Origin of the sequence: Sphingobium sp. 15-1 (genome assembly GCF_013375535.1) — a bacterium.
Lineage (GTDB): Bacteria > Pseudomonadota > Alphaproteobacteria > Sphingomonadales > Sphingomonadaceae > Sphingobium > Sphingobium aromaticivastans.
In genome coordinates this window covers 108,358-125,808 of record NZ_JABXJG010000001.1, presented here as the reverse complement: position 1 = coordinate 125,808, position 17,451 = coordinate 108,358, and the positions used below count along the sequence as shown (strand labels likewise).

Annotated in this window: 17 protein-coding genes; 10 read left to right on the top strand and 7 right to left on the bottom strand. The window is 62.6% G+C overall.

The annotated features are described in order from the left end of the window. Positions 1-49 precede the first annotated feature (49 nt). Positions 50-901: a fumarylacetoacetate hydrolase family protein gene (locus HUK72_RS00565; protein ID WP_176595052.1), complete on the top strand. Its 852-nt coding sequence runs from the start codon at positions 50-52 to the stop codon at positions 899-901. A 129-nt stretch (positions 902-1,030) separates the two neighbouring features. Here the strand turns inward: HUK72_RS00565 and HUK72_RS00560 are convergent, their stop codons facing one another. Beyond that, complete coding sequence (locus tag HUK72_RS00560; protein ID WP_176595051.1) at positions 1,031-1,885, bottom strand: SDR family NAD(P)-dependent oxidoreductase; 855 nt, start codon at positions 1,883-1,885, stop codon at positions 1,031-1,033. A 17-nt stretch (positions 1,886-1,902) separates the two neighbouring features. Continuing rightward, the gene (locus HUK72_RS00555) at positions 1,903-2,349 is read right to left on the bottom strand and encodes a cupin domain-containing protein (protein WP_176595050.1); all 447 of its coding nucleotides are present in this window, start codon (positions 2,347-2,349) and stop codon (positions 1,903-1,905) included. Positions 2,350-2,548: 199 nt separating this feature from the next. Between HUK72_RS00555 and HUK72_RS00550 the strand changes: the two genes are divergently transcribed. Next, the gene (locus tag HUK72_RS00550; RefSeq protein WP_176595049.1) at positions 2,549-3,376 is read left to right on the top strand and encodes an IclR family transcriptional regulator C-terminal domain-containing protein; all 828 of its coding nucleotides are present in this window, start codon (positions 2,549-2,551) and stop codon (positions 3,374-3,376) included. Positions 3,377-3,674: 298 nt separating this feature from the next. Here the strand turns inward: HUK72_RS00550 and HUK72_RS00545 are convergent, their stop codons facing one another. Genes HUK72_RS00545 through HUK72_RS00535 form a run of 3 tightly spaced genes read right to left on the bottom strand, consistent with a single transcriptional unit; the run spans position 3,675 to position 7,641 of the window. Next, positions 3,675-4,466 carry an enoyl-CoA hydratase/isomerase family protein gene (locus HUK72_RS00545; protein WP_176595048.1) on the bottom strand — a complete coding sequence of 264 codons (792 nt, stop codon included), beginning with the start codon at positions 4,464-4,466 and terminating at the stop codon, positions 3,675-3,677. Beyond that, complete coding sequence (locus HUK72_RS00540; protein WP_176595047.1) at positions 4,456-5,214, bottom strand: alpha/beta fold hydrolase; 759 nt, start codon at positions 5,212-5,214, stop codon at positions 4,456-4,458. The genes HUK72_RS00545 and HUK72_RS00540 overlap by 11 nt, the downstream gene beginning before the upstream one ends. 60 nt (positions 5,215-5,274) lie before the next feature. Then, positions 5,275-7,641 carry a TonB-dependent receptor gene (locus tag HUK72_RS00535; RefSeq protein ID WP_176595046.1) on the bottom strand — a complete coding sequence of 789 codons (2,367 nt, stop codon included), beginning with the start codon at positions 7,639-7,641 and terminating at the stop codon, positions 5,275-5,277. Positions 7,642-7,804: 163 nt separating this feature from the next. On the opposite strand from HUK72_RS00535, the gene HUK72_RS00530 reads away from it, so the two are divergent. After that, a complete protein-coding gene (locus HUK72_RS00530; protein ID WP_218035882.1) occupies positions 7,805-8,464 on the top strand; it encodes a TetR/AcrR family transcriptional regulator in 660 nt (219 codons plus the stop codon). On the opposite strand, the gene HUK72_RS00525 is transcribed toward HUK72_RS00530, so the two are convergent. Beyond that, on the bottom strand, positions 8,465-9,412 hold the full coding sequence (locus tag HUK72_RS00525) for a nitronate monooxygenase (protein WP_336950549.1): 948 nt from the start codon (positions 9,410-9,412) through the stop codon (positions 8,465-8,467). Positions 9,413-9,500: 88 nt separating this feature from the next. Here HUK72_RS00525 and HUK72_RS00520 point away from each other — a divergent pair, with 88 nt between their 5' ends. The 6 genes from HUK72_RS00520 to HUK72_RS00495 are packed head-to-tail and all read left to right on the top strand — an operon-like array spanning position 9,501 to position 16,062. Beyond that, positions 9,501-10,742, top strand: a complete 1,242-nt coding sequence (locus tag HUK72_RS00520; protein WP_176595044.1) for a thiolase family protein — start codon at positions 9,501-9,503, stop codon at positions 10,740-10,742. Between the two features lie 25 nt (positions 10,743-10,767). After that, positions 10,768-11,541 carry an SDR family NAD(P)-dependent oxidoreductase gene (locus HUK72_RS00515; RefSeq protein ID WP_176595043.1) on the top strand — a complete coding sequence of 258 codons (774 nt, stop codon included), beginning with the start codon at positions 10,768-10,770 and terminating at the stop codon, positions 11,539-11,541. 19 nt (positions 11,542-11,560) lie between these two features. Then, the gene (locus tag HUK72_RS00510; protein ID WP_176595042.1) at positions 11,561-13,126 is read left to right on the top strand and encodes an AMP-binding protein; all 1,566 of its coding nucleotides are present in this window, start codon (positions 11,561-11,563) and stop codon (positions 13,124-13,126) included. 43 nt (positions 13,127-13,169) lie between these two features. Next, entirely contained in the window at positions 13,170-13,970 is an 801-nt protein-coding gene (locus tag HUK72_RS00505; protein WP_176595041.1) for an enoyl-CoA hydratase/isomerase family protein, read from the top strand. Beyond that, the gene (locus HUK72_RS00500; RefSeq protein WP_218035881.1) at positions 13,967-14,911 is read left to right on the top strand and encodes a nitronate monooxygenase family protein; all 945 of its coding nucleotides are present in this window, start codon (positions 13,967-13,969) and stop codon (positions 14,909-14,911) included. The genes HUK72_RS00505 and HUK72_RS00500 overlap by 4 nt, the downstream gene beginning before the upstream one ends. Continuing rightward, entirely contained in the window at positions 14,908-16,062 is a 1,155-nt protein-coding gene (locus tag HUK72_RS00495; RefSeq protein ID WP_176595040.1) for an acyl-CoA dehydrogenase family protein, read from the top strand. Before HUK72_RS00500 ends, HUK72_RS00495 begins: the two co-directional genes overlap by 4 nt. Positions 16,063-16,065: 3 nt before the next feature. Here HUK72_RS00495 and HUK72_RS00490 read toward each other — a convergent pair whose 3' ends face one another. Next, positions 16,066-16,566, bottom strand: coding sequence for a VOC family protein (locus tag HUK72_RS00490; protein WP_176595039.1), 501 nt, complete (start codon positions 16,564-16,566; stop codon positions 16,066-16,068). Between the two features lie 313 nt (positions 16,567-16,879). Here HUK72_RS00490 and HUK72_RS00485 point away from each other — a divergent pair, with 313 nt between their 5' ends. Continuing rightward, the gene (locus HUK72_RS00485) at positions 16,880-17,443 is read left to right on the top strand and encodes a TetR/AcrR family transcriptional regulator (RefSeq protein ID WP_176595038.1); all 564 of its coding nucleotides are present in this window, start codon (positions 16,880-16,882) and stop codon (positions 17,441-17,443) included. Positions 17,444-17,451 lie beyond the last annotated feature (8 nt).

Below are 17,451 nucleotides of genomic sequence, written 5' to 3'. Positions count from 1 at the left end.
GCTGAGCAAAGCGCGCCGATCGATTTTTCAAAGCAGTGAGGAGAGACAGGTGAAACTCGCAAGCTTTTCGCCGCGCGACGGCGGCCCGCTGCAAGTTGGGCTCGTGGAGGGAAATGGCGTGATCGCGCTAACCCGGCTCGATGGAGCGCCCACGACCATGATCGATCTGATGCGCGACTGGGAAGCGTGGGAGACGCCGGTGCGCTCGCTTGCCGGCGCGACGCCGACCCATGCGCTGAACGATATCGTCCTGCACGCGCCCGTCCCGCGTCCAGGCAAGATCATGGGCCTTGGCCTCAATTACGCCGATCATGTCAGCGAAGCCCGTATCGAAATGCCCAAGGATCAGCTCTGGTTCGCGATGCAGGCGACCACCGTCAACGATCCCTACGGCACGATCCAGCTTCCCAAAATGTCCAATGCTCTGGATTATGAAGGCGAACTGGTCTTCGTGATCGGCAAGCGCATCCGGCATGCAACCCGCGCACAAGCGAAAGAGGCGATCTTCGGCTTCTGTTGCGGAAACGACGTGTCGGTGCGGGACTGGCAGTTCAGGACGTCGCAGTTCAATCTGGGCAAGTCGTTCGACAGCCATGCCCCGATGGGACCGTGGATCGTCACCGCCGACGCCATCGACCCGCATGGGCTCGACATCCGGACCTTCGTGAATGGCGAGCAACGGCAAGGGTCCAATACCCGCCACTTCATCTATGACTGTTACGATCAGGTCGCCCATCTTTCGCAGGCCATGACGCTCGAACCGGGAGACATCTTCTTCACCGGCACGCCCAGCGGAATCGGGTCAGCCATGAAACCGCCGCGATGGCTTCGCGACGGCGATGTCGTGCGGGTGGAGATAGCGGGGATAGGCGCGATCGAGAATGTCGTGCGCCCCGAATAGAGGGTGGAGAATTCCACCCCAAGGGGCTGGCCGGCGTACCGATCCCGCGCAGCGATTGCCGGGAGAACGGCCCTAGCTAGAGCATTGGGCCGTTCTCCCGATCATGAGACGGATAAAGAGACCGGACGTTCAGCTTTCGGCTTCGGCCAGTTCCGGGAAGAAAGCGCGGCTGGGCGTAGGCCAGCCGATCGGGTCCATCGCCGCAATCCCGTCCGCGCCATCCGGCTGCCGCCATTCCGCGCCGACGATCCTCTTGCAGTTCGCATCGCCGCCCTCTTCGCCCAGCAGCCACAGCAAAGGCGGCACCATGACGGTGGGCTGCAGCATGTTCGCCCGGTCCCAGCCGCAATCGTCGGGGATGATCGCGGTGTTGGTGACGCCGCCAGGCACGATGACGTTGAGCGTGACCCCTGTGCCGGGCAATTCCTGCGCCAGAATTGCGGAATGGGCCTCCAGTGAAGCTTTGGTCCCGCCATAGCCGATATTGCCGAGACGCAGTAGCGAATCCTGGCTGGTCGTCACATTGATGATCCGGCCCCATCCCCGGCTCTTCATCCCCGGCAAGAGCTGGAGACAGAGCGAAAAGGGCGCGATCGCATTGATCTCGAACATGCGGCGGGCGACCGCTGGCGTCATCTCGTCGGACGTGACGGGCCGGCGGAAAATATCGCCGCGGATGATGCTGGTCGCGACGCCGGCATTGTTGATCAATATGTCGATCGGCCCGAACTGCCCTTCCAGCTTCGCGATCAGGCCGTCCACCTCGTCCGCGCGGGTCAGATCGACGAGGACGGGATAGGCGCGGTCACTCGCATCCTTGGGAAGCTGGCTCAGCAACTCGTCCAGCAACCCCTGATCATATTCAGCGCACAGGACGCGATGTCCCGCATCGACCAGGGCCAGCGCCATCGCGCGCCCCAATCCTCCGCCAGCCCCGGTCACAAGCGCCAGACGCGCAGGTCCGGCAACAGCATCACTCTCCATAACAAGCTCCTTTGGTTTCACGGAAATTCAGCGCGCCAATGGTCAGGGACGTCGCAGGGACGGGTGCCCATGTCGGCCGGGATGGAGATTTCGAGCACGTCGAAATCCTCGGAAATATCGACTTCGCTATGCTTGCAGCCGCCGGGGATGAGGATGCTGTCGCCGCGTTCCAGCCGCACGGTGCGCCCGTCCTCGAACCGCAGCGTATATCCGCCGCCCAGCAGATAGACATATTGCATCTCGCAAAGATGATAGTGCCAGCCGGTGGGCTCGGGCCGCCCTTTGACCATGGCCCGTTGCACGCGCATCCGGCCGGCCGTCGCGTCGGTCACGCCATAGTCGAAAAACTCGACCCAATCGCGGCGGCCAGGGATGCGCGGCAGCGACTTTTCATGGGCCACGGCCAGGCGAACCTTGGGTTGCCCGCCCGCTCGCCCCGTGGCGACTTCATCGTCCATGTTCATGTTCGCTCCTCTCACCGCCGCCACGCTCCTTGCCGACTTTCCAATCCCATCGACCATGCCCGATCAGGCCAAGGCCGACATGCCAGATATGTACGCTATGCGTATATAATGAACGCTATGCGTCAGATACGGATGTTTGCCTTGCGAAACCTGCTGTGTCAAGGAGGGCGCAAGCACATGGCGCGGAGACGATTTCGAAATGGACAGCCCCGACACGCTGAACGACCAGGTCAGCGATCGCGATTTCATCCAGAGCATCGAACGGGGCTTCGCGGTTCTCACGGCCTTCGACGCCGATCTGCCCCGCCCCACCCTTGCGGAGATCGCCAAGAAGACCCGCCTGTCGCGCCCGGCGGTCCGCCGCATCCTGCTGACCCTGCAACAACTGGGCTATGTCGCCGGCGCCGACGGGCGATGGACGTTGACGCCGCGCGTGCTGAGCATCGGCCAGCATTATACGGCAAGCCATGCCCTCATAGAGATCGCGCAACCGCATATGGCCGCGCTGGCGGAGCGGACGTCGGAACCGGCCTCGCTGGCCGCGCTGGACGGCATGGAAGTCGTGCATATCGCTGACGTTCCCGTCCGCCGCATCATGAGCGTCAATGTGTCGGTCGGCATGCGCACGCCCGCCTATCCGACATCCATGGGCCGGGTTCTCCTGGCCTGGCGGGGCCCCGCCGCCATCGACGATTATCTTGCCGCGATCACATTCCAGGCCTTCACGCCGCGGACGGTCACATCACCGCAAGCCTTCAGGGACATACTCGATCAAGTGCGCAAGGATGGCTATTCCATCATCGACGAAGAGCTTGAGGAAGGGCTGCTGTCCGTATCGGCGCCGGTCTTCAACGCGGACGGCGAAGTGATCGCAGCCCTCGCTTCCTGGACATCGAAAGGGCGATCGACCGTCGCCCAATATCGCAAGACCGTGGTTCCCCATGTGGTCGAGCTGGCTGCCGCGATCAGCCGGGACATGGGATATGGCGCCACGCCGCTCCGGTCGCGCGCATCGACCCGCGCCTGAGCGATGCTGGCGGTCAACATGGTTCCACTGACTTTCCATCGCCTTCACGGCTATCTTGATCGTCGCCCCAACTAGGGTGTGTGGGGCCGAGTGATTGGAATATATCCGATCCGCTCATCAAAGGCGCCGCGGTGTTCCTATTGGGTCACTTCTCGGTGAAAATCCCGGGTGAACTCTCAGCGGGGAATCGACGCTCTAGAGCGCGCTGCGTTAAATCGGACGCAGGCCGCGCGCTCTAAGCTTTTGTTGTCGCATCGTTTTAAGCGCAAAACCGGTTCCCACTTTTGCGCACGATGCTCTAGATGCCCTTGAACTCAGGCGTTCGACGGTTCTGGAACGCCGCCAATCCTTCATTGCGATCATAGGATGAGGAATAGGTCGAATTGACCTGAAGCTCCCGCTCGATCGCGTTCTCCAGCGATGCCTCCAAAGCAGCGTTCAACAGTTGCTTCATATGCCGCAGGCCCAATGCGCTTCTGGAGGCGATCTTCATCGCCAGTTCGTTCGCCGCCTCCGCCAGTTCGGCATCCGGAACGATCATGCTCACCAGCGATGCGAAAAGCGGATTCGAAACGCTGAGCAGGTCACCCGTGAACATCAGATATTTGGCATGATTGAGACCGAGCCGGCGGGGCAGACGGGCCGAAGCGCCAGCTCCGGGCAAAAGACCGTAATTGGCGTGACCGTCGCCAAGCCGCGCGCCGGCCGCGGCGATCACGATGTCGCATCCCAGGATGATCTCCATCCCCCCGGCGGTCGCAATGCCGTTGACGGCTGCGATGACCGTCTTGGGAAAGGCTTCGATGCGGGAAACGAGATCGGTCGCATGGCGAAGGAAGCGTGCCGTTGCCGCATCGCGTTCGGCCGGTGCGAAGTCCCCGACGAATTTGAGGTCAGCGCCGGCGCAGAAGGCGCGGCCGCGGCCGGTCAGCACGACGCAACGGATTTCCTCGTCCGCCTGTATCCCATCCAATGCGGCGTTCAGTTCGGTGATCATCGCCGGACTGAGGCAATTGAGGTCATCGGGCCGGTCGAGGGCGATCCACGCGACAGGTCCGCGACGCTCCAGTGCGATCTGTTCAAATATCATGAGAATTGCCTTCATCTTCATTGTCGGCGTAGCGCATCAATATGGCAGCGACGCCAGCGGGATCGTGAAGCATGAGATTGTGCCCGCCCGGAAGCGAGTGGACGTCCCAGCCGGGATGCCGGGATGCCGCTTCATAGAAGCGCCGGAAGGGCGTCACGCGCTTTTCCCCCTCTTCTCCCTCGGCCAATATATAGGCCTTGCGCGCTATTTGCGCGTATCGGCCCGACAGCTTGACGCGCTGCATCATTGTGCCCAGCGGGTGGCCGATGGGATAATGGGCAACGCGACGCTGGTGATCCATTTCCAGGCCAAGGGCATCGCCGGGCGGCAAGGCCATGGTCAAGCCGTTCTCGGCGGCTGCCCCAATGACGAGAGCATCGGAGCGCGGCACAAGATCGAAGGGCGTATCGCCATTCTCCGGCACGAAGGCGTCGAGATAGAGAAGCGCCCTGAACCGTTCCGGCATGGCATCAGCGACCGCCGTTGCAACAAATCCGCCATAGGAATGAGCGACAAGGACCACATCGTCGAGATTTTCCCAGTCCATCAGCGCCCTGATCTCCTCGACATGGGTCTGGAGATTGATCCCGAGGCGCGCCTCCCATGCGCGTTCGGCCAGGCCGGCCAAGGTAGGTCGATAGACCTCATGACCATGGCCGGAGAGACTTTGCGCGAGGGGACGATAGGCCCATCCCCCATGCCAGCCGCCATGGATCAGCAGGAACGTCGTCATCTTGCGAAACGGCATGGAAGGGCGGCCGACAGGCCACCCTTCCGGATCATCGATGGGGTGATCGGTTCCATGAGATCAGCGCGTCGAGAAGCTGAGCTTCAGGCCGATCTGCCGTCCGCGCGAATAGGTGCCCACGACCGCCGAAGGCTGAGCGGGCGGCGTCACCGCATATTCAAGGGTGCGCTTGTCACCAAGATTGCGGCCGAACAGGGAGATGCGCCAGCGATCGTCGGAGGGAGCGAAGTCGAGATGGGCATCGATCTGCGCGAACCCGCCCTGCTCCATCCGGGGATCGTTATAGGCGCCCGCATTATATCGGGAACGCGCGAAGATCGAAGCGCCGCCTGCGACCTGATAGGCGCCGGACCCTATCGGCCGCGAATAGTCAACCCGCAGCGAACCCGTCCATTTGGACGCATATTGCGTCGGCGTTCCGGACAGGTCCTGGGCCCCTCCGACGCATCCGGACTGCAAGCCGGCATTTTGCGCGCTGGAACAGGCCGCTCCCGGAAAATCCACGAACTTCGCGTCGAGATAGGAGCCACTGAAACCGATCTCCAGCCCAGCCGCCGGATGAGCCGTCAGGTCGAGTTCGATGCCCTGCGACCGGGCCTTGCCCACATTGGAGACGACGAAGGCAAGATTCTGAAAGACCGATTGCTGAAGCGCGGTGAAGGTGGTCCTGAACGCGGCGACCGAATATTCGAGCTTGTTGTCGAGGATCAGACCCTTGATCCCCGCTTCGAACATGGAGGCGAATTCGGGCCGGAACATCGCCGCCGAAGCCGTGCCGCCCGCATAGGCATAGTCGAAGCCGCCGGATTTCGCGCCGCGCACGAACTTCAGATAGGCTTTGTTGCGCGGAGCGATCTCATATTGGATGATGGCTTGCGGTTGCCAATGATCCTCCGACAGCCGCAGCGTTCCATAAGGGAAATCATGCTGCGTCGACCGGAAGACGGCGGCGAAGATCGGATCGAGCGCGGGGTTGCGGCCCGCCACCAGATCGGCCCGGCTCGTGTCGAAATCGACGGCGGCTATGATGCCGGTGCCGAACATCGCCTGTCCGGCGATCTTGCGGATGTCGACATAGCGCACCCCGCCGGACAGGCTCAGTCGATCGGTCAGCCTGTAGCTGAGATCGACGAAACCGGAATAGACGCGATTATTCTGGTCATAGGTCGCCACGCGGCCGATCGGGGTGGCGGCGGCGCCCGTCAGCCCAAAGCCGCCGAGTGTGAATTCCTGGAGCAGTTCGATCCCCAGCGTGTCGCGCTGATAATAGCCGCCCGCCGTCACGTCCAGACGTCCATAGGTGCCGCTGAAGCGAAGTTCCTGACTGAACTGCTGATAATGCTGCCACAGGGCGTTCAGATAGGTTTGCGCATGATTGACGCCGTCCGTGCCGAACTGGACATCGGATCGTGAAGTACGCCATGCGCTCGTCGATGTGAGCTTGCCGCCAAGCAGATCGTAATTGACGTCGATCTGGTAAAGATTGGCGTTCATGAAGCTGAATTCGTCGGTAAAATAGGGCGCGACATCATAGGTGACGTAACGCCGGTCCTTGTCCCCGACGACCGGATAAGGCGCCCGCCCGGCCGCCAGCGGCTGCGCGACCGGCACGACCGCATTGCCATAGTCGCGCAGGCGGTCCACCTCCGCCTTGAGCAATATTTCCAGGCCCGGAACAGGCGAGAGCAACAGTGACGGGCGGACCGCGACATTCCGCGTCCTGGGTTCCGACTGGTCCTTGATCGGATTGTAAAGCCGTCCCTTTGAAAGATCCTGATACAAGCCCGCCAGACGGAGGCTGGCCCAGTCCGCCATCGGGATGGTCACGCCGCCCTGCACCTGAAATTCGTGATTGTAAAATTCATAGCCGATCGACCCGTCCGCCTCGAAATCCCTGCCGGGCTTCCTGGTGGTCATGTTCATCGCGCCCACCGTCGCGCTGTTTCCGAAGGTCAGGACTTGAGGCCCCTTGAGCACCTCCAACCGCTCGACGTCGAAGATCGGAATGCGGCCGTCCTGGTCGCGGCCGAAGGACACATTGTCGATGAACTTGCCGACCGACTGTTCGAACGAGGCGTTCGCGCCGGAACCGAAGCCGCGAATGAAGGTGAAAGGCTGGACCGCGCCATAGCTGAAGCTGAAATTGGGCGTGATCTGCGGCAGGTCGATCACCTGCGTGATGTTCTTCTGTTGCAGCATCTCGCCGCCGATGGCGGTGATCGCGACCGGAACGTCGCGAAGATTCTCGGCGCGTTTGCGCGCCGTCACCACAATGTCCTGAAGGCTCCCCTGCTCTTCCGGCCCGGCCGTGGCCGACGCCTGCGCCGATTGCGCCAGCGCCGGTGTCGCGAAGGCAAAGCAGGACGCGCCCGCCAGCGCAGCAATAGCCCATGACCGGTGACGATAAGAATATGGCTTGTTCGACATTAATCCCCTCCTCCCAAGGATGTCCCAGGATTGGCTGGCAGGGTTTGTCCCCTGTCCGAAGGAGGGATTACTCCTGATTCTACCCATGAGTCAATAGATATGCCTTAGGGAATGTTGATTGTCGGATTGGAATGCGACATGGAGGAGGCCCATCCGCGGCGTCGTGCCCGCGGGAGCAGAAATGGAGCAGGCGTCAGTGGCGGATTTGGGAAAAGCTTCTGTCTGGAAGGACGCAGTCCTGAGCCGCGATGAGCAATATGATCTCAAGCGCAAGGCGCTCATTCAGGAGGCGGCCCGCGCCTTCACCGCGCGCGGCTATCACGACACATCGCTGGTCGACGTGGCCCGCGAGCTGGGCGTGACGAAGGGCGCGCTCTATTATTATGTGAAGAGCAAGCAGGAAATCCTGTTCGAATGTCACAAAAGCTCGATCGATCTGGGCGACCGGGCGATCGACTATGCCCGGTCTATCGAAGGCAGCGGCTTCGACGCCGTGGTGGCGCTGGCGCATCGTTATATGGAGTTGCTGGTCGGTGAGACCGGCACCTTCGCCGTCCTCACCGAGTTCGACGCGCTGGAACCCGAAAACCGCAAGATCGTCGCGGCCGGACGCGCGCGCTTCGGCGGCTTTTTCCGGGAGCTGATCGAGCGGGGCCAGGCCGATGGTTCGATCCGGAGCGAGATCAATGCCAAGATCACCGAATTTTTCTATCTGGGCGCGGTGAACTGGGCGACCCGCTGGTTCGATCCTGACGGGGAACTGGACGGCAGCCTCGTCGCCGCCCAGTTCGCCAATCTGCTGGCCGCCGCGATCAAGGCCTGATCAGGAGGAGTTGCCCGCCACCCCATATTCGCTGGCGAGCCGGGCAACGATCGCCGCCGCAGGCTCGGCCGCCCGCACGTCGCCCACGCCATGGCCGGCGCTCCAGACATCGCGCCAGGCCCGCAGCGTGTCGGTTTCGGAAATCACGCTGAACGGCCCCTCCTTCACCTCTTTCGACGGCTTGAAGCCTGCCCGCTCCAGACTGGGGCGCAGCATGTTCGCGGGGATGCCCGTCACCTCAGATGTGGTGACGATGTCGTCGGCGCCGCTTTCGATCAGCATCTCGCGATAGGCTTCGGACGCGAAGCTCTCGGTCGCCGCGATGAAGGGCGTGCCGAGCAGCGCGAAGTCCGCGCCGACCTGTTCGACGGCACGCAGGTGGGAGCCACGCGTGACGCCGCCGGCCAGGATGACGGGTCCGTCGAAAAATTCCCGCACTTCGGCAGCGAAGGCGAAGGGATTGAGCCAGCCGGTCTGGCCGCCCGCCCCCGCGCACAGCAGGATCAGCGCATCCGCGCCGCTTGCCGCCGCCCGCCGCGCATGGCGGACGGAGGCCACATCGGAAAAGACGAGTCCGCCATAGCCCTTGACCCTGTCGACGACGGGAGCGGGATTGCCCACGCTCGCGATGATGATCGGCGCTTCATATCGGGCCGTTATCGCCAGATCCGCTTCAAGACGCGGATTGCTGTGATGGACGATGAGGTTGATGGCGTAAGGCGCCATCCCTTCTTCCCGCGCTTGCGGCGCCATCTCCGCCATCCAGCTTTCGAAAATGTCGGATGTACGCGCGTTGAGCGCAGGCAGGGACCCGATAATACCGGCGCGGCAACAGGCCATCGTCAGCTCTGGACTGGACACCAGGAACATGGGCCCGGCGATAACGGGCAAGATCATTTTCGCCTTCAGTTCGCTGATCAGCGCCGGATTGCCCATTCGATCGGTCACGCTTCTTCCCTCCTGCAAAAATCCCGATTTGTCGATTTGACTAATGGGTCAATATATATTCTAATAAGACGAATCAAGGGAGAGACGCATGATGGGAGAGGTGTTCATAGTCGGCACGGGCATGACGCCATTCGGGCGATGGCCGGAAAGGACGCTGAAATCGCTGGCGGGCGAAGCCGTGCGGGCAGCGCTCGACGATGCCGGTGCGCAGGTCGGTGCCGTGGGCGCGGCCTATTTCGCGAATTCCACGCAAGGCCATATGGACGGGCAGCATATGATCCGCGGTCAGATCGCCCTGCGTCCGCTGGGGATAGAGGGGATTCCCGTCATCAATGTCGAAAATGCCTGCGCGGGCGGCAGCACCGCCTTCGCGCTGGCCGTCAATCATGTGCGGGCCGGCGGCTGCGACATCGCCTTGGCCGTCGGCGCGGAGAAGATGTTCTCCCCCGACCGGGACCGGATGATGTCGGTCTTCGACAGCGGCTGGGAGATGGCCGATGCCGAAGCCAACCGCGCGCGGCTGACGGCGCTGGGCGGGGGCGTCGAGATTCCGGAAGGAACCACCTCTCCCAAACCCTATAGCGTGTTCATGGATGTCTATGCGGCATTCGCCCGGCAACATATGCGCCAGTTCGGATCGACCCAGCGGCAGTTCGCAAGCGTCGCGGCGAAGAACCACCAGCATTCGGTCCATAATCCGCTGGCACAGTTTCGCGACCCGTTCACAGTGGATGAGATATTGGCCGCCGCGCCGATCACCTATCCACTTACGCTGCCCATGTGCTCGCCAATCTCCGACGGCGCCGCCGCCGTCATCGTCGCATCGCGCGACGGGCTGAAGCGGTTGGGTATTGCGGAGCGACAGGCCGTTCGCATCCTGGCGTCGGTGATCCAGACCGGCAGCACGCGGGACCCGCTGGCGTCCGACAAACATCTGACGGCATTGGCGGCGCGGCACGCTTATGCGCAGGCGGGTCTGGGGCCGGACGACATCCATGTTGCCGAAGTCCATGATGCGACCGCCGTGGGCGAAGTGATCCAGACCGAGAATCTGGGCTTCTGCGCGTTCGGTGAAGGCGGGGTGCTGGCCGAACGCGGAGAAACCGCGATCGGCGGCCATATTCCCATCAATCCATCGGGCGGACTGGAATCTAAGGGCCATCCGATCGCTGCAACCGGCCTTGGCCAGTTGCACGAGCTGGTGCTTCAACTGCGGGGCGACGCCGGGAACCGTCAGGTCGAGGGCGCCCGCATCGGCCTCGCTGAAAATGGCGGCGGGCTGTTCGGCATCGAGGAAGCGGTCGCCTGCATCACGATCCTTGGCCGGTGAAATTCAAAAAAGAGAGTAAGAGGACATGAATCCAACAAATAAGGTTGCGGTCGTCACAGGCGCGGCGTCGGGACTGGGCCTTGCGACCGCGCGCGCCCTGGCGTCCGCCGGAAGCCGGATCGCCGCTTTCGATGTGCATAAGGATCGCCTTGCCGCGCTAGGCGACGAGCTGGGCGACGCCTGCCTGACCCTGGCGGTCGACGTCACCGATGAACAGGCCGTCGCCGCCGCACTTGACGGGGCGGTCGACCGTTTCGGATCGATCGACATCGCGGTGAACTGCGCCGGGATCGAGGGAGCCGCAAAGACGGTGTCGAAGGGCAAGCCCTTCCCGCTCGACCTCTGGAACAGGGTGATCGCCGTCAACCTGACCGGCAGCTTCAACATCATCCGGCTGGCGGCCGTCCACATGGCGAACAACGCGCCGGAAGAGCCGGGGGCGGAGCGTGGCGTCATCATCAGCACCGCATCGGGCGCCGCGACGCAGGGACAGGTCGGTCAGGCCGCGTACAGCGCCAGCAAGGCGGCCCTCATCGGCCTCACCCTGCCCGTCGCGCGCGATCTGGCGCCGCTTGGCATCCGGATCATGACGATCTCGCCGGGCGTGTTCGCGACCCCCATGCTGCTGGAACTTCCCGAGAAGGTGGTGGATTCGCTGGTGCAGAACACGATCCTCTTTCCCAACCGCATGGGTGATCCGGCGGAGTTCGGTAGCCTTGTCCGGCAGATCGTGGAAAATGCCTATTTCAATGCCGCGACCATCGATCTCGACGGTGGCGCGCGCATGACGGCACGCTGACGCTCCATCGGAGGGTATGATGTCTCAATCCAATCATAATGCCGTGAATTTCGGCGCCCAGGCCCTGCTCGCGCTGCGCCGTTTCCCGGACAGGATCGCGTTCCGGACCGACATGGAAAGCTATAGCTACGGCGCAACGCTCGAACTGATCGGGCGGATGCAGGCCGTGTTCGCGGGGCGCGGGCTGCGGAACGGCGACATCGTCGCCATCCTGACCGACAATAGTTTCGAATCCTGGTGCGCCACCATCGCCGTGCAGACACTGGGATGCGGCGTCACGGCGCTGCATCCCAAAAACGCCATCACCGACCATATTTTCCAGGTGAAGGATGCCGGCGCCAAATGCCTCATCATCGACGCGCTGGGACATGGGGCGACGGCGGCGGCCTTGCTGCCTGCGCTGGAGCCAGGCATCGATGTGCTGGCGATCGGCAAGGCCGACTTCGCCCCCGATCTGGTCCGCCTGGCCGAAGAGACGGGGACGGCTACTCCCTGCAGCCGCGCCGAACCTGACGACATCGCCATGATCCACTATACCGGCGGCACGACGGGGCGGGCGAAAGGGGCAGTCCGGCTTCAGCGGACCGCCAGCGCCTTCGCACTGTTCGCGCCGCTGAGCGATTATGAGCTGCCGGAGCTGCCCAGCTATCTCGGCGTCGCGCCCAACAGTCATGCGGCCGGTACCTTCATCCTGCCGCTGCTCTGGCGGGGAGGCACCATCCATCTGATGCGAGGCTTCGACGTCGAGCAGGCCCTTGCCATCATCGAGCGGGAGCGGATCAACTTCACCTTCCTCGTTCCCTCGATGATCTACACCCTGCTCGACGATCCGGCGCTGGGACGCCGCGACATTTCGTCGCTGGAGACGCTTTTCTACGGCGCCTCCGCCATCGCGCCGCCACGGCTTCTGGAAGCCGTCGAACGGCTGGGGCCAATACTCTCCCAGGGCTATGGGCAGACCGAATGCCTGCCGCTCAGCATCCTTCGCCGCGCCGATCACCGGGCCGATGCGCCGCATCTTCTGTCTTCGTGCGGCTTCCCGGCGGCGTCCGCGACGGTCGCGCTGCTGGATGAGGACGGCAAGCCCGTTCCCACAGGAGAGCCGGGCGAAATCTGCGTGCGCAGCCCGGCCGCGCTCGACCGCTACCATAATCTGCCCGAACTCACGGCGGAAACGCTGGCCGGCGGCTGGCTGCACACCGGGGACATCGGGACGCAGGACGAACGCGGCTATCTCTACATTGTCGACCGCAAGAAGGACATGATCATCTCGGGCGGCTTCAACATCTACAGCCGCGATGTCGAGGATGCCCTGACCAGCCACGAGCAGGTCGACATTTGCGCCGTCATCGGCACGCCGCATCCCAAATGGGGCGAAGCGGTGACCGCCTATGTGATCCGGAAGGCCGGAGCGGACGTCTCCGAGCAGGCGCTCGCCGCCCATGTGAAGGCGCGCAAGGGATCGCTTTACGCCCCGAAACGGGTGGAGTTCGTCGACGCGCTTCCGCTGACCGCCGTGGGCAAGATCGACAAAAAGGCCCTTCGCGATCTCGCTGGCCGGACTCCCGCTTCGGAGAGAAGCTGATGACCATGTTTTTCCGCAATCCGCCACGCGACGGAGCCCGCGCATGAGCGCTCCTGCCTTGAAAGTGACCGCCGACAGCCCCGCTCTGGGGGTTCGGCGCATCGCCTTGAACCGGCCCGAAAGCCTCAACGCCATCGATGAAGAAACCCGCGCGGGACTGCAACAGGCGCTGGAAGATGCGCTGGCGGACGACGGGATAAAATCAATCATCCTGACGGGCATGGGCGCGAATTTCTCCGCGGGCGGAGACATAAGATATATGCGGCAGCTCGAAGCCGATGCCTTCACCGCCTTCCACGGCCGTCTGCTCCATCTGTGCCGCATCATCGGCGGGGCCGACAAGCCCATCGTCGGCGCGGTACGCGGCGCCTGCGCGGGCGGCGCGATGGGGCTTGCGCTGGCGTGCGACCAGCTTCTGGCCTCAACGACGACGCGATTCCTGATCCCGTTCATGCGGATCGGCCTCACGCCCGACATGGCGCTGCCTTACTGGCTGGCCCGGCGCGTCGGTCCGCAGACTGCGCGCCATATCGTCCTTCAGGACGAGCCGGTGCTAGCGGAGCGCGCCCTCACCCTTGGCATGTGCGACCAGCTTTCGGACGATGCCGCGCTGGAGGAAATGGCGGTGAACCTTGCCAGCCGCCTCGCTGACCGGGCGCCGCTTGCGCTGCGCCAGACCCGTTCGCTACTTCGCGACTGCACCCTGCCGTTCGAGGATTATCTCGAAGCGGAACGGATTGCGGCCAGCACCTGCCTGGGCAGTCCCGAATTCCACGAAGGCGTGGCTGCCTTCCTTGAAAAGCGGCGCCCCCTTTGGCCGCAATCCAACGCCGGAGAATCATGATCATGTTGCCTGCTTCGCTTGCGGACCGCCTGCGCGTTCCAGCCCTCACCTCCCCCATGTTCCTCGTTTCCGGACCCGATCTCGTCGTGGCGGCCTGCCGCGCGGGGCTGCTCGGCACCTTTCCCTCAGTCAACCAGCGCACGGCGGAAGGCTATGAGGAATGGCTGGTCGAGATCAGGAGGCAGTTGACCTCCGCCGACGCGCCCTTCGGCGTCCAGTTCAGCGTGCACGCCACCAATGAACGTCTGGAAGCGGATCTGGAAATCACGATCCGGCATCAGGTGCCGGTCGTCATCACGACGCTCGCCATCAGCCGGGAGGTGACGGACGCCATCCATTCCTATGGCGGCCTGGTGTTTCATGACGCGACCAACATGCGCCATGCCCGCAAGGCGATCGACGCCAATGTCGACGGCATCATCGCCGTCTGCGCCGGAGCGGGCGGCCATGCCGGCACGCTCAACCCCTTCGCCTTCATCTCCGAGTTGCGCCCCATATTGGGCGACAAAGCGCTGATCCTGGCCGGCGCGATCGGCAATGGCCACAGCGTGGCGGGGGCGATCGCGGCGGGAGCGGACATGGTGTCGATGGGAACGGTGTTCATCCCCACGCTCGAGAGCATGGCGGCCCAGGAAATGAAGGAGATGATCGTCGCATCCTCTGCGAGCGACATCGTCTATACCGACCGCGTCTCGGGGCTCCATGCGAATTTCCTGCGCCAGACCGTGCCCGACACCCTCACCCGGCCGGAGGGCGAGTTCAACGTCACCGAGGAGATCAGCCCGAAACGGTGGCGCGACATCTGGACCGCCGGACATGGCGTGGGTCCGATCGACGGCATCCATTCGGTTCGGGATCTCACGGCGCAGATCGAGCGGCAATATCGCGACGCGCTCGCCTCCCTCTCCCGCCACGGCCGCACAGCGGAGGTGGAGATATGACCGACACGCTCTACGGTTATGACGATGACGAGCGCCTCGCCGTCGATGCGCTGCGGCGCTTCCTGGACGAAAGGCTGGAGCCGCAAATCCGGGCCCATGGACAGGCGCATTTCTCCAAGGCCCAGCTTGCCGGATGGATGGGAGAATTGGCGGAGTTCGGCCTCATCAACGCGCCGCTTCCGGAGGAGGCAGGCGGCCTTGGCCAGAACTGGCGCCTCCATCTGCGCCTGTTCGAGGAGGTCGCCTATTCCTCCATCGATCTGGCGATACCGCTGCTGATGAACACGGTATGCGCGTCGATCATCCATCAGCTCGCGCCCCGGCATCTTCGCGATCGCTATCTTCCCGCATTGCTGCGCGGCGAGACGATCGCCGCCATGGGCATATCCGAACCGAATGTCGGATCGGACGTGTCCGGCGTGCGCACGCGGGCGGTCCGCGACGGCGATCACTGGATCATCTCCGGCGAAAAGACATGGATATCCAATGGCGCCCATTCCGATTTCCTGATCTGCACATGCAGCACCGGCGAGGGCGAACTGACCCATATCCTCCTGGAGCGGGACAAGCATCCCTATGAGGTGCGCGGCATCGAGAAGATCGCGCTGAACGGCCAGTCGACCGCCCAGATCTTCCTCGACGATGTGCGCGTTCCGGTAACCAATATGATCGGCCAGGTGGGGGACGGGCTCCGCAATACGCTATCCGTGTTCGAGCGGGCACGGGTGCACGTCGCCGCGCTGGGATATGGCCTGGCGCGCCGTGCCAAAGACGAAGCGATCCGCTATGCGCGTGATCGCGTCCAGCACGGCAAGCCGATCGCCGCGCATCAGTTGATCGCAGACAAGATCGCGACCATGGCGACCCGGATCGACGCAGCTCGCCTGTTGGCGCTTCGCGCCGCGTCGATGATCGATGAGGGCAAACGCTGCGACGCCGAATGTGCCATGGCGAAATGGTACGGAACGGAGATCGCCGTCGAAGCGACCCGGCAGGCGGTCCAAATCCATGGCGGCAACGGCGTCACCAGCGAGTTCATTGTCGAGCGGCTCGCGCGCGAAGCCATCATCCTGCCCATCCCTGACGGAACGACGGAAATACAGAAGCTCATTATCGCGCGGACGCTGACGGGGATTTCGGCGTTCAGCTAACGGTTACGAGATAATGGGCGTGGCCAGCGCCTCGCACTTGTTAAGAGCCATAACGCTGTCAGACGGAGACTGCATGATTTCTATCAGGTTGCCATCCGGATCGCGACCATAGACTGACCCATAGGTCTTACCATCAAAGACCGACTTTACCGGAGACTCGTGCACGAAGGGCAAGCCAAGATCTGACAAACGCTTAAACTCGGCATCTATGTCATCAACGGCGAAACAAAGATGCGTATAGCCGTAATCATAGGGACGGAGCGGTTCGAGCGGCCGGCCTTTCGGGTTCGACCACTGGAAGAGCTCAATATACACATTGCCCCCCTTCAACGTGACGGTCGTTGCGGCCGCATCCTTGATGCCGATGACCCGCTCCGCTTCTTCTGGATAATCTTCCAAATCATGTACGAAAACCGCTTCGAAACCGAATGCCTTTTCATAAAAGTCTTGCAGACGTTTCATGTCCGGCGTGCTGATATTGATGTGGTGAAGATTCATTGCCATCTTGAAAATTCGCCTTCCACTAGGTGAAACAAGAAATGATGAGGCTTGACGCAGATTTGCACAGCACCCTCTCAAAAGCGCTTCATCAAGCTTCGGAACGGACATCATAGAGCCATAATCGACACGGCTTTGGACCAGTCGCGAGTTTCGACTTTGGTCCACATGGCCGGCCATTAGGACTGTCCAGTGCGCATCGGAAATCGTCCGCAATTCTAGATCTGCCGGGCGGATCAACAAAGCCGTGCATTGCGCTTTACTCAACAAACGCTATTGAACGCGAGAACCTCTGTCGAATTGACTCGGAGCTTGAGCAATGCGCGCCGACGCAAAAAAAAATTACGATCATTTGCTCGTGATCGCGCGGGATGTCATCTCGGAGCAAGGCGCGAACGCTTCCCTGCGCGACATCGCCCGCAAAGCCGATGTAGGATTGGCTACGCTATACCGGCACTTCCCCTCTCGTGAAGCATTGATCAATATTTTGCTGAGCACGGATCTTGACGCCCTGACGAACAAAGCGGAAGAACTTGAGAGTTCCGAACAGCCGGGAGAAGGACTTGTCGCCTGGTTCCGGAGCGGCGTTGATTTTTTTCAACGCTACAGAGGCGTAACCGACCTCATGGCTGCGGCCGATGCCGATCCGGCATCCGCGCTTTACAAATCGTGCAAAACCATGCGCTCCGCGGGCACGCGGCTGCTTGCGCGCGCGCAACATGACGGCAAAGCGCGAACGGACCTTGATGGCGCCGATCTGTTCGCCCTTATTGCGGCGGCGGGGTGGCTACGCGATCAATCCTCCTTTGCGCACCGTTCCCAGTATCTCACCGACGTTATCGCACGCGCCATTCTGACTGATCCGACAAAGCCCATCTTATAATCGGGCCC

Coding starts and splice junctions, on each gene's coding strand:
- HUK72_RS00560 (WP_176595051.1), bottom strand. CDS start 1,885: ATGGAGAGTGATGCTGTTGCCGGACCTGCGCGTCTGGCGCTTGTGACC.
- HUK72_RS00555 (WP_176595050.1), bottom strand. CDS start 2,349: ATGAACATGGACGATGAAGTCGCCACGGGGCGAGCGGGCGGGCAACCC.
- HUK72_RS00550 (WP_176595049.1), top strand. CDS start 2,549: ATGGACAGCCCCGACACGCTGAACGACCAGGTCAGCGATCGCGATTTC.
- HUK72_RS00545 (WP_176595048.1), bottom strand. CDS start 4,466: ATGATATTTGAACAGATCGCACTGGAGCGTCGCGGACCTGTCGCGTGG.
- HUK72_RS00540 (WP_176595047.1), bottom strand. CDS start 5,214: ATGCCGTTTCGCAAGATGACGACGTTCCTGCTGATCCATGGCGGCTGG.
- HUK72_RS00535 (WP_176595046.1), bottom strand. CDS start 7,641: ATGTCGAACAAGCCATATTCTTATCGTCACCGGTCATGGGCTATTGCT.
- HUK72_RS00520 (WP_176595044.1), top strand. CDS start 9,501: ATGATGGGAGAGGTGTTCATAGTCGGCACGGGCATGACGCCATTCGGG.
- HUK72_RS00515 (WP_176595043.1), top strand. CDS start 10,768: ATGAATCCAACAAATAAGGTTGCGGTCGTCACAGGCGCGGCGTCGGGA.
- HUK72_RS00510 (WP_176595042.1), top strand. CDS start 11,561: ATGTCTCAATCCAATCATAATGCCGTGAATTTCGGCGCCCAGGCCCTG.
- HUK72_RS00505 (WP_176595041.1), top strand. CDS start 13,170: ATGAGCGCTCCTGCCTTGAAAGTGACCGCCGACAGCCCCGCTCTGGGG.
- HUK72_RS00500 (WP_218035881.1), top strand. CDS start 13,967: ATGATCATGTTGCCTGCTTCGCTTGCGGACCGCCTGCGCGTTCCAGCC.
- HUK72_RS00495 (WP_176595040.1), top strand. CDS start 14,908: ATGACCGACACGCTCTACGGTTATGACGATGACGAGCGCCTCGCCGTC.
- HUK72_RS00490 (WP_176595039.1), bottom strand. CDS start 16,566: ATGGCAATGAATCTTCACCACATCAATATCAGCACGCCGGACATGAAA.
- HUK72_RS00485 (WP_176595038.1), top strand. CDS start 16,880: ATGCGCGCCGACGCAAAAAAAAATTACGATCATTTGCTCGTGATCGCG.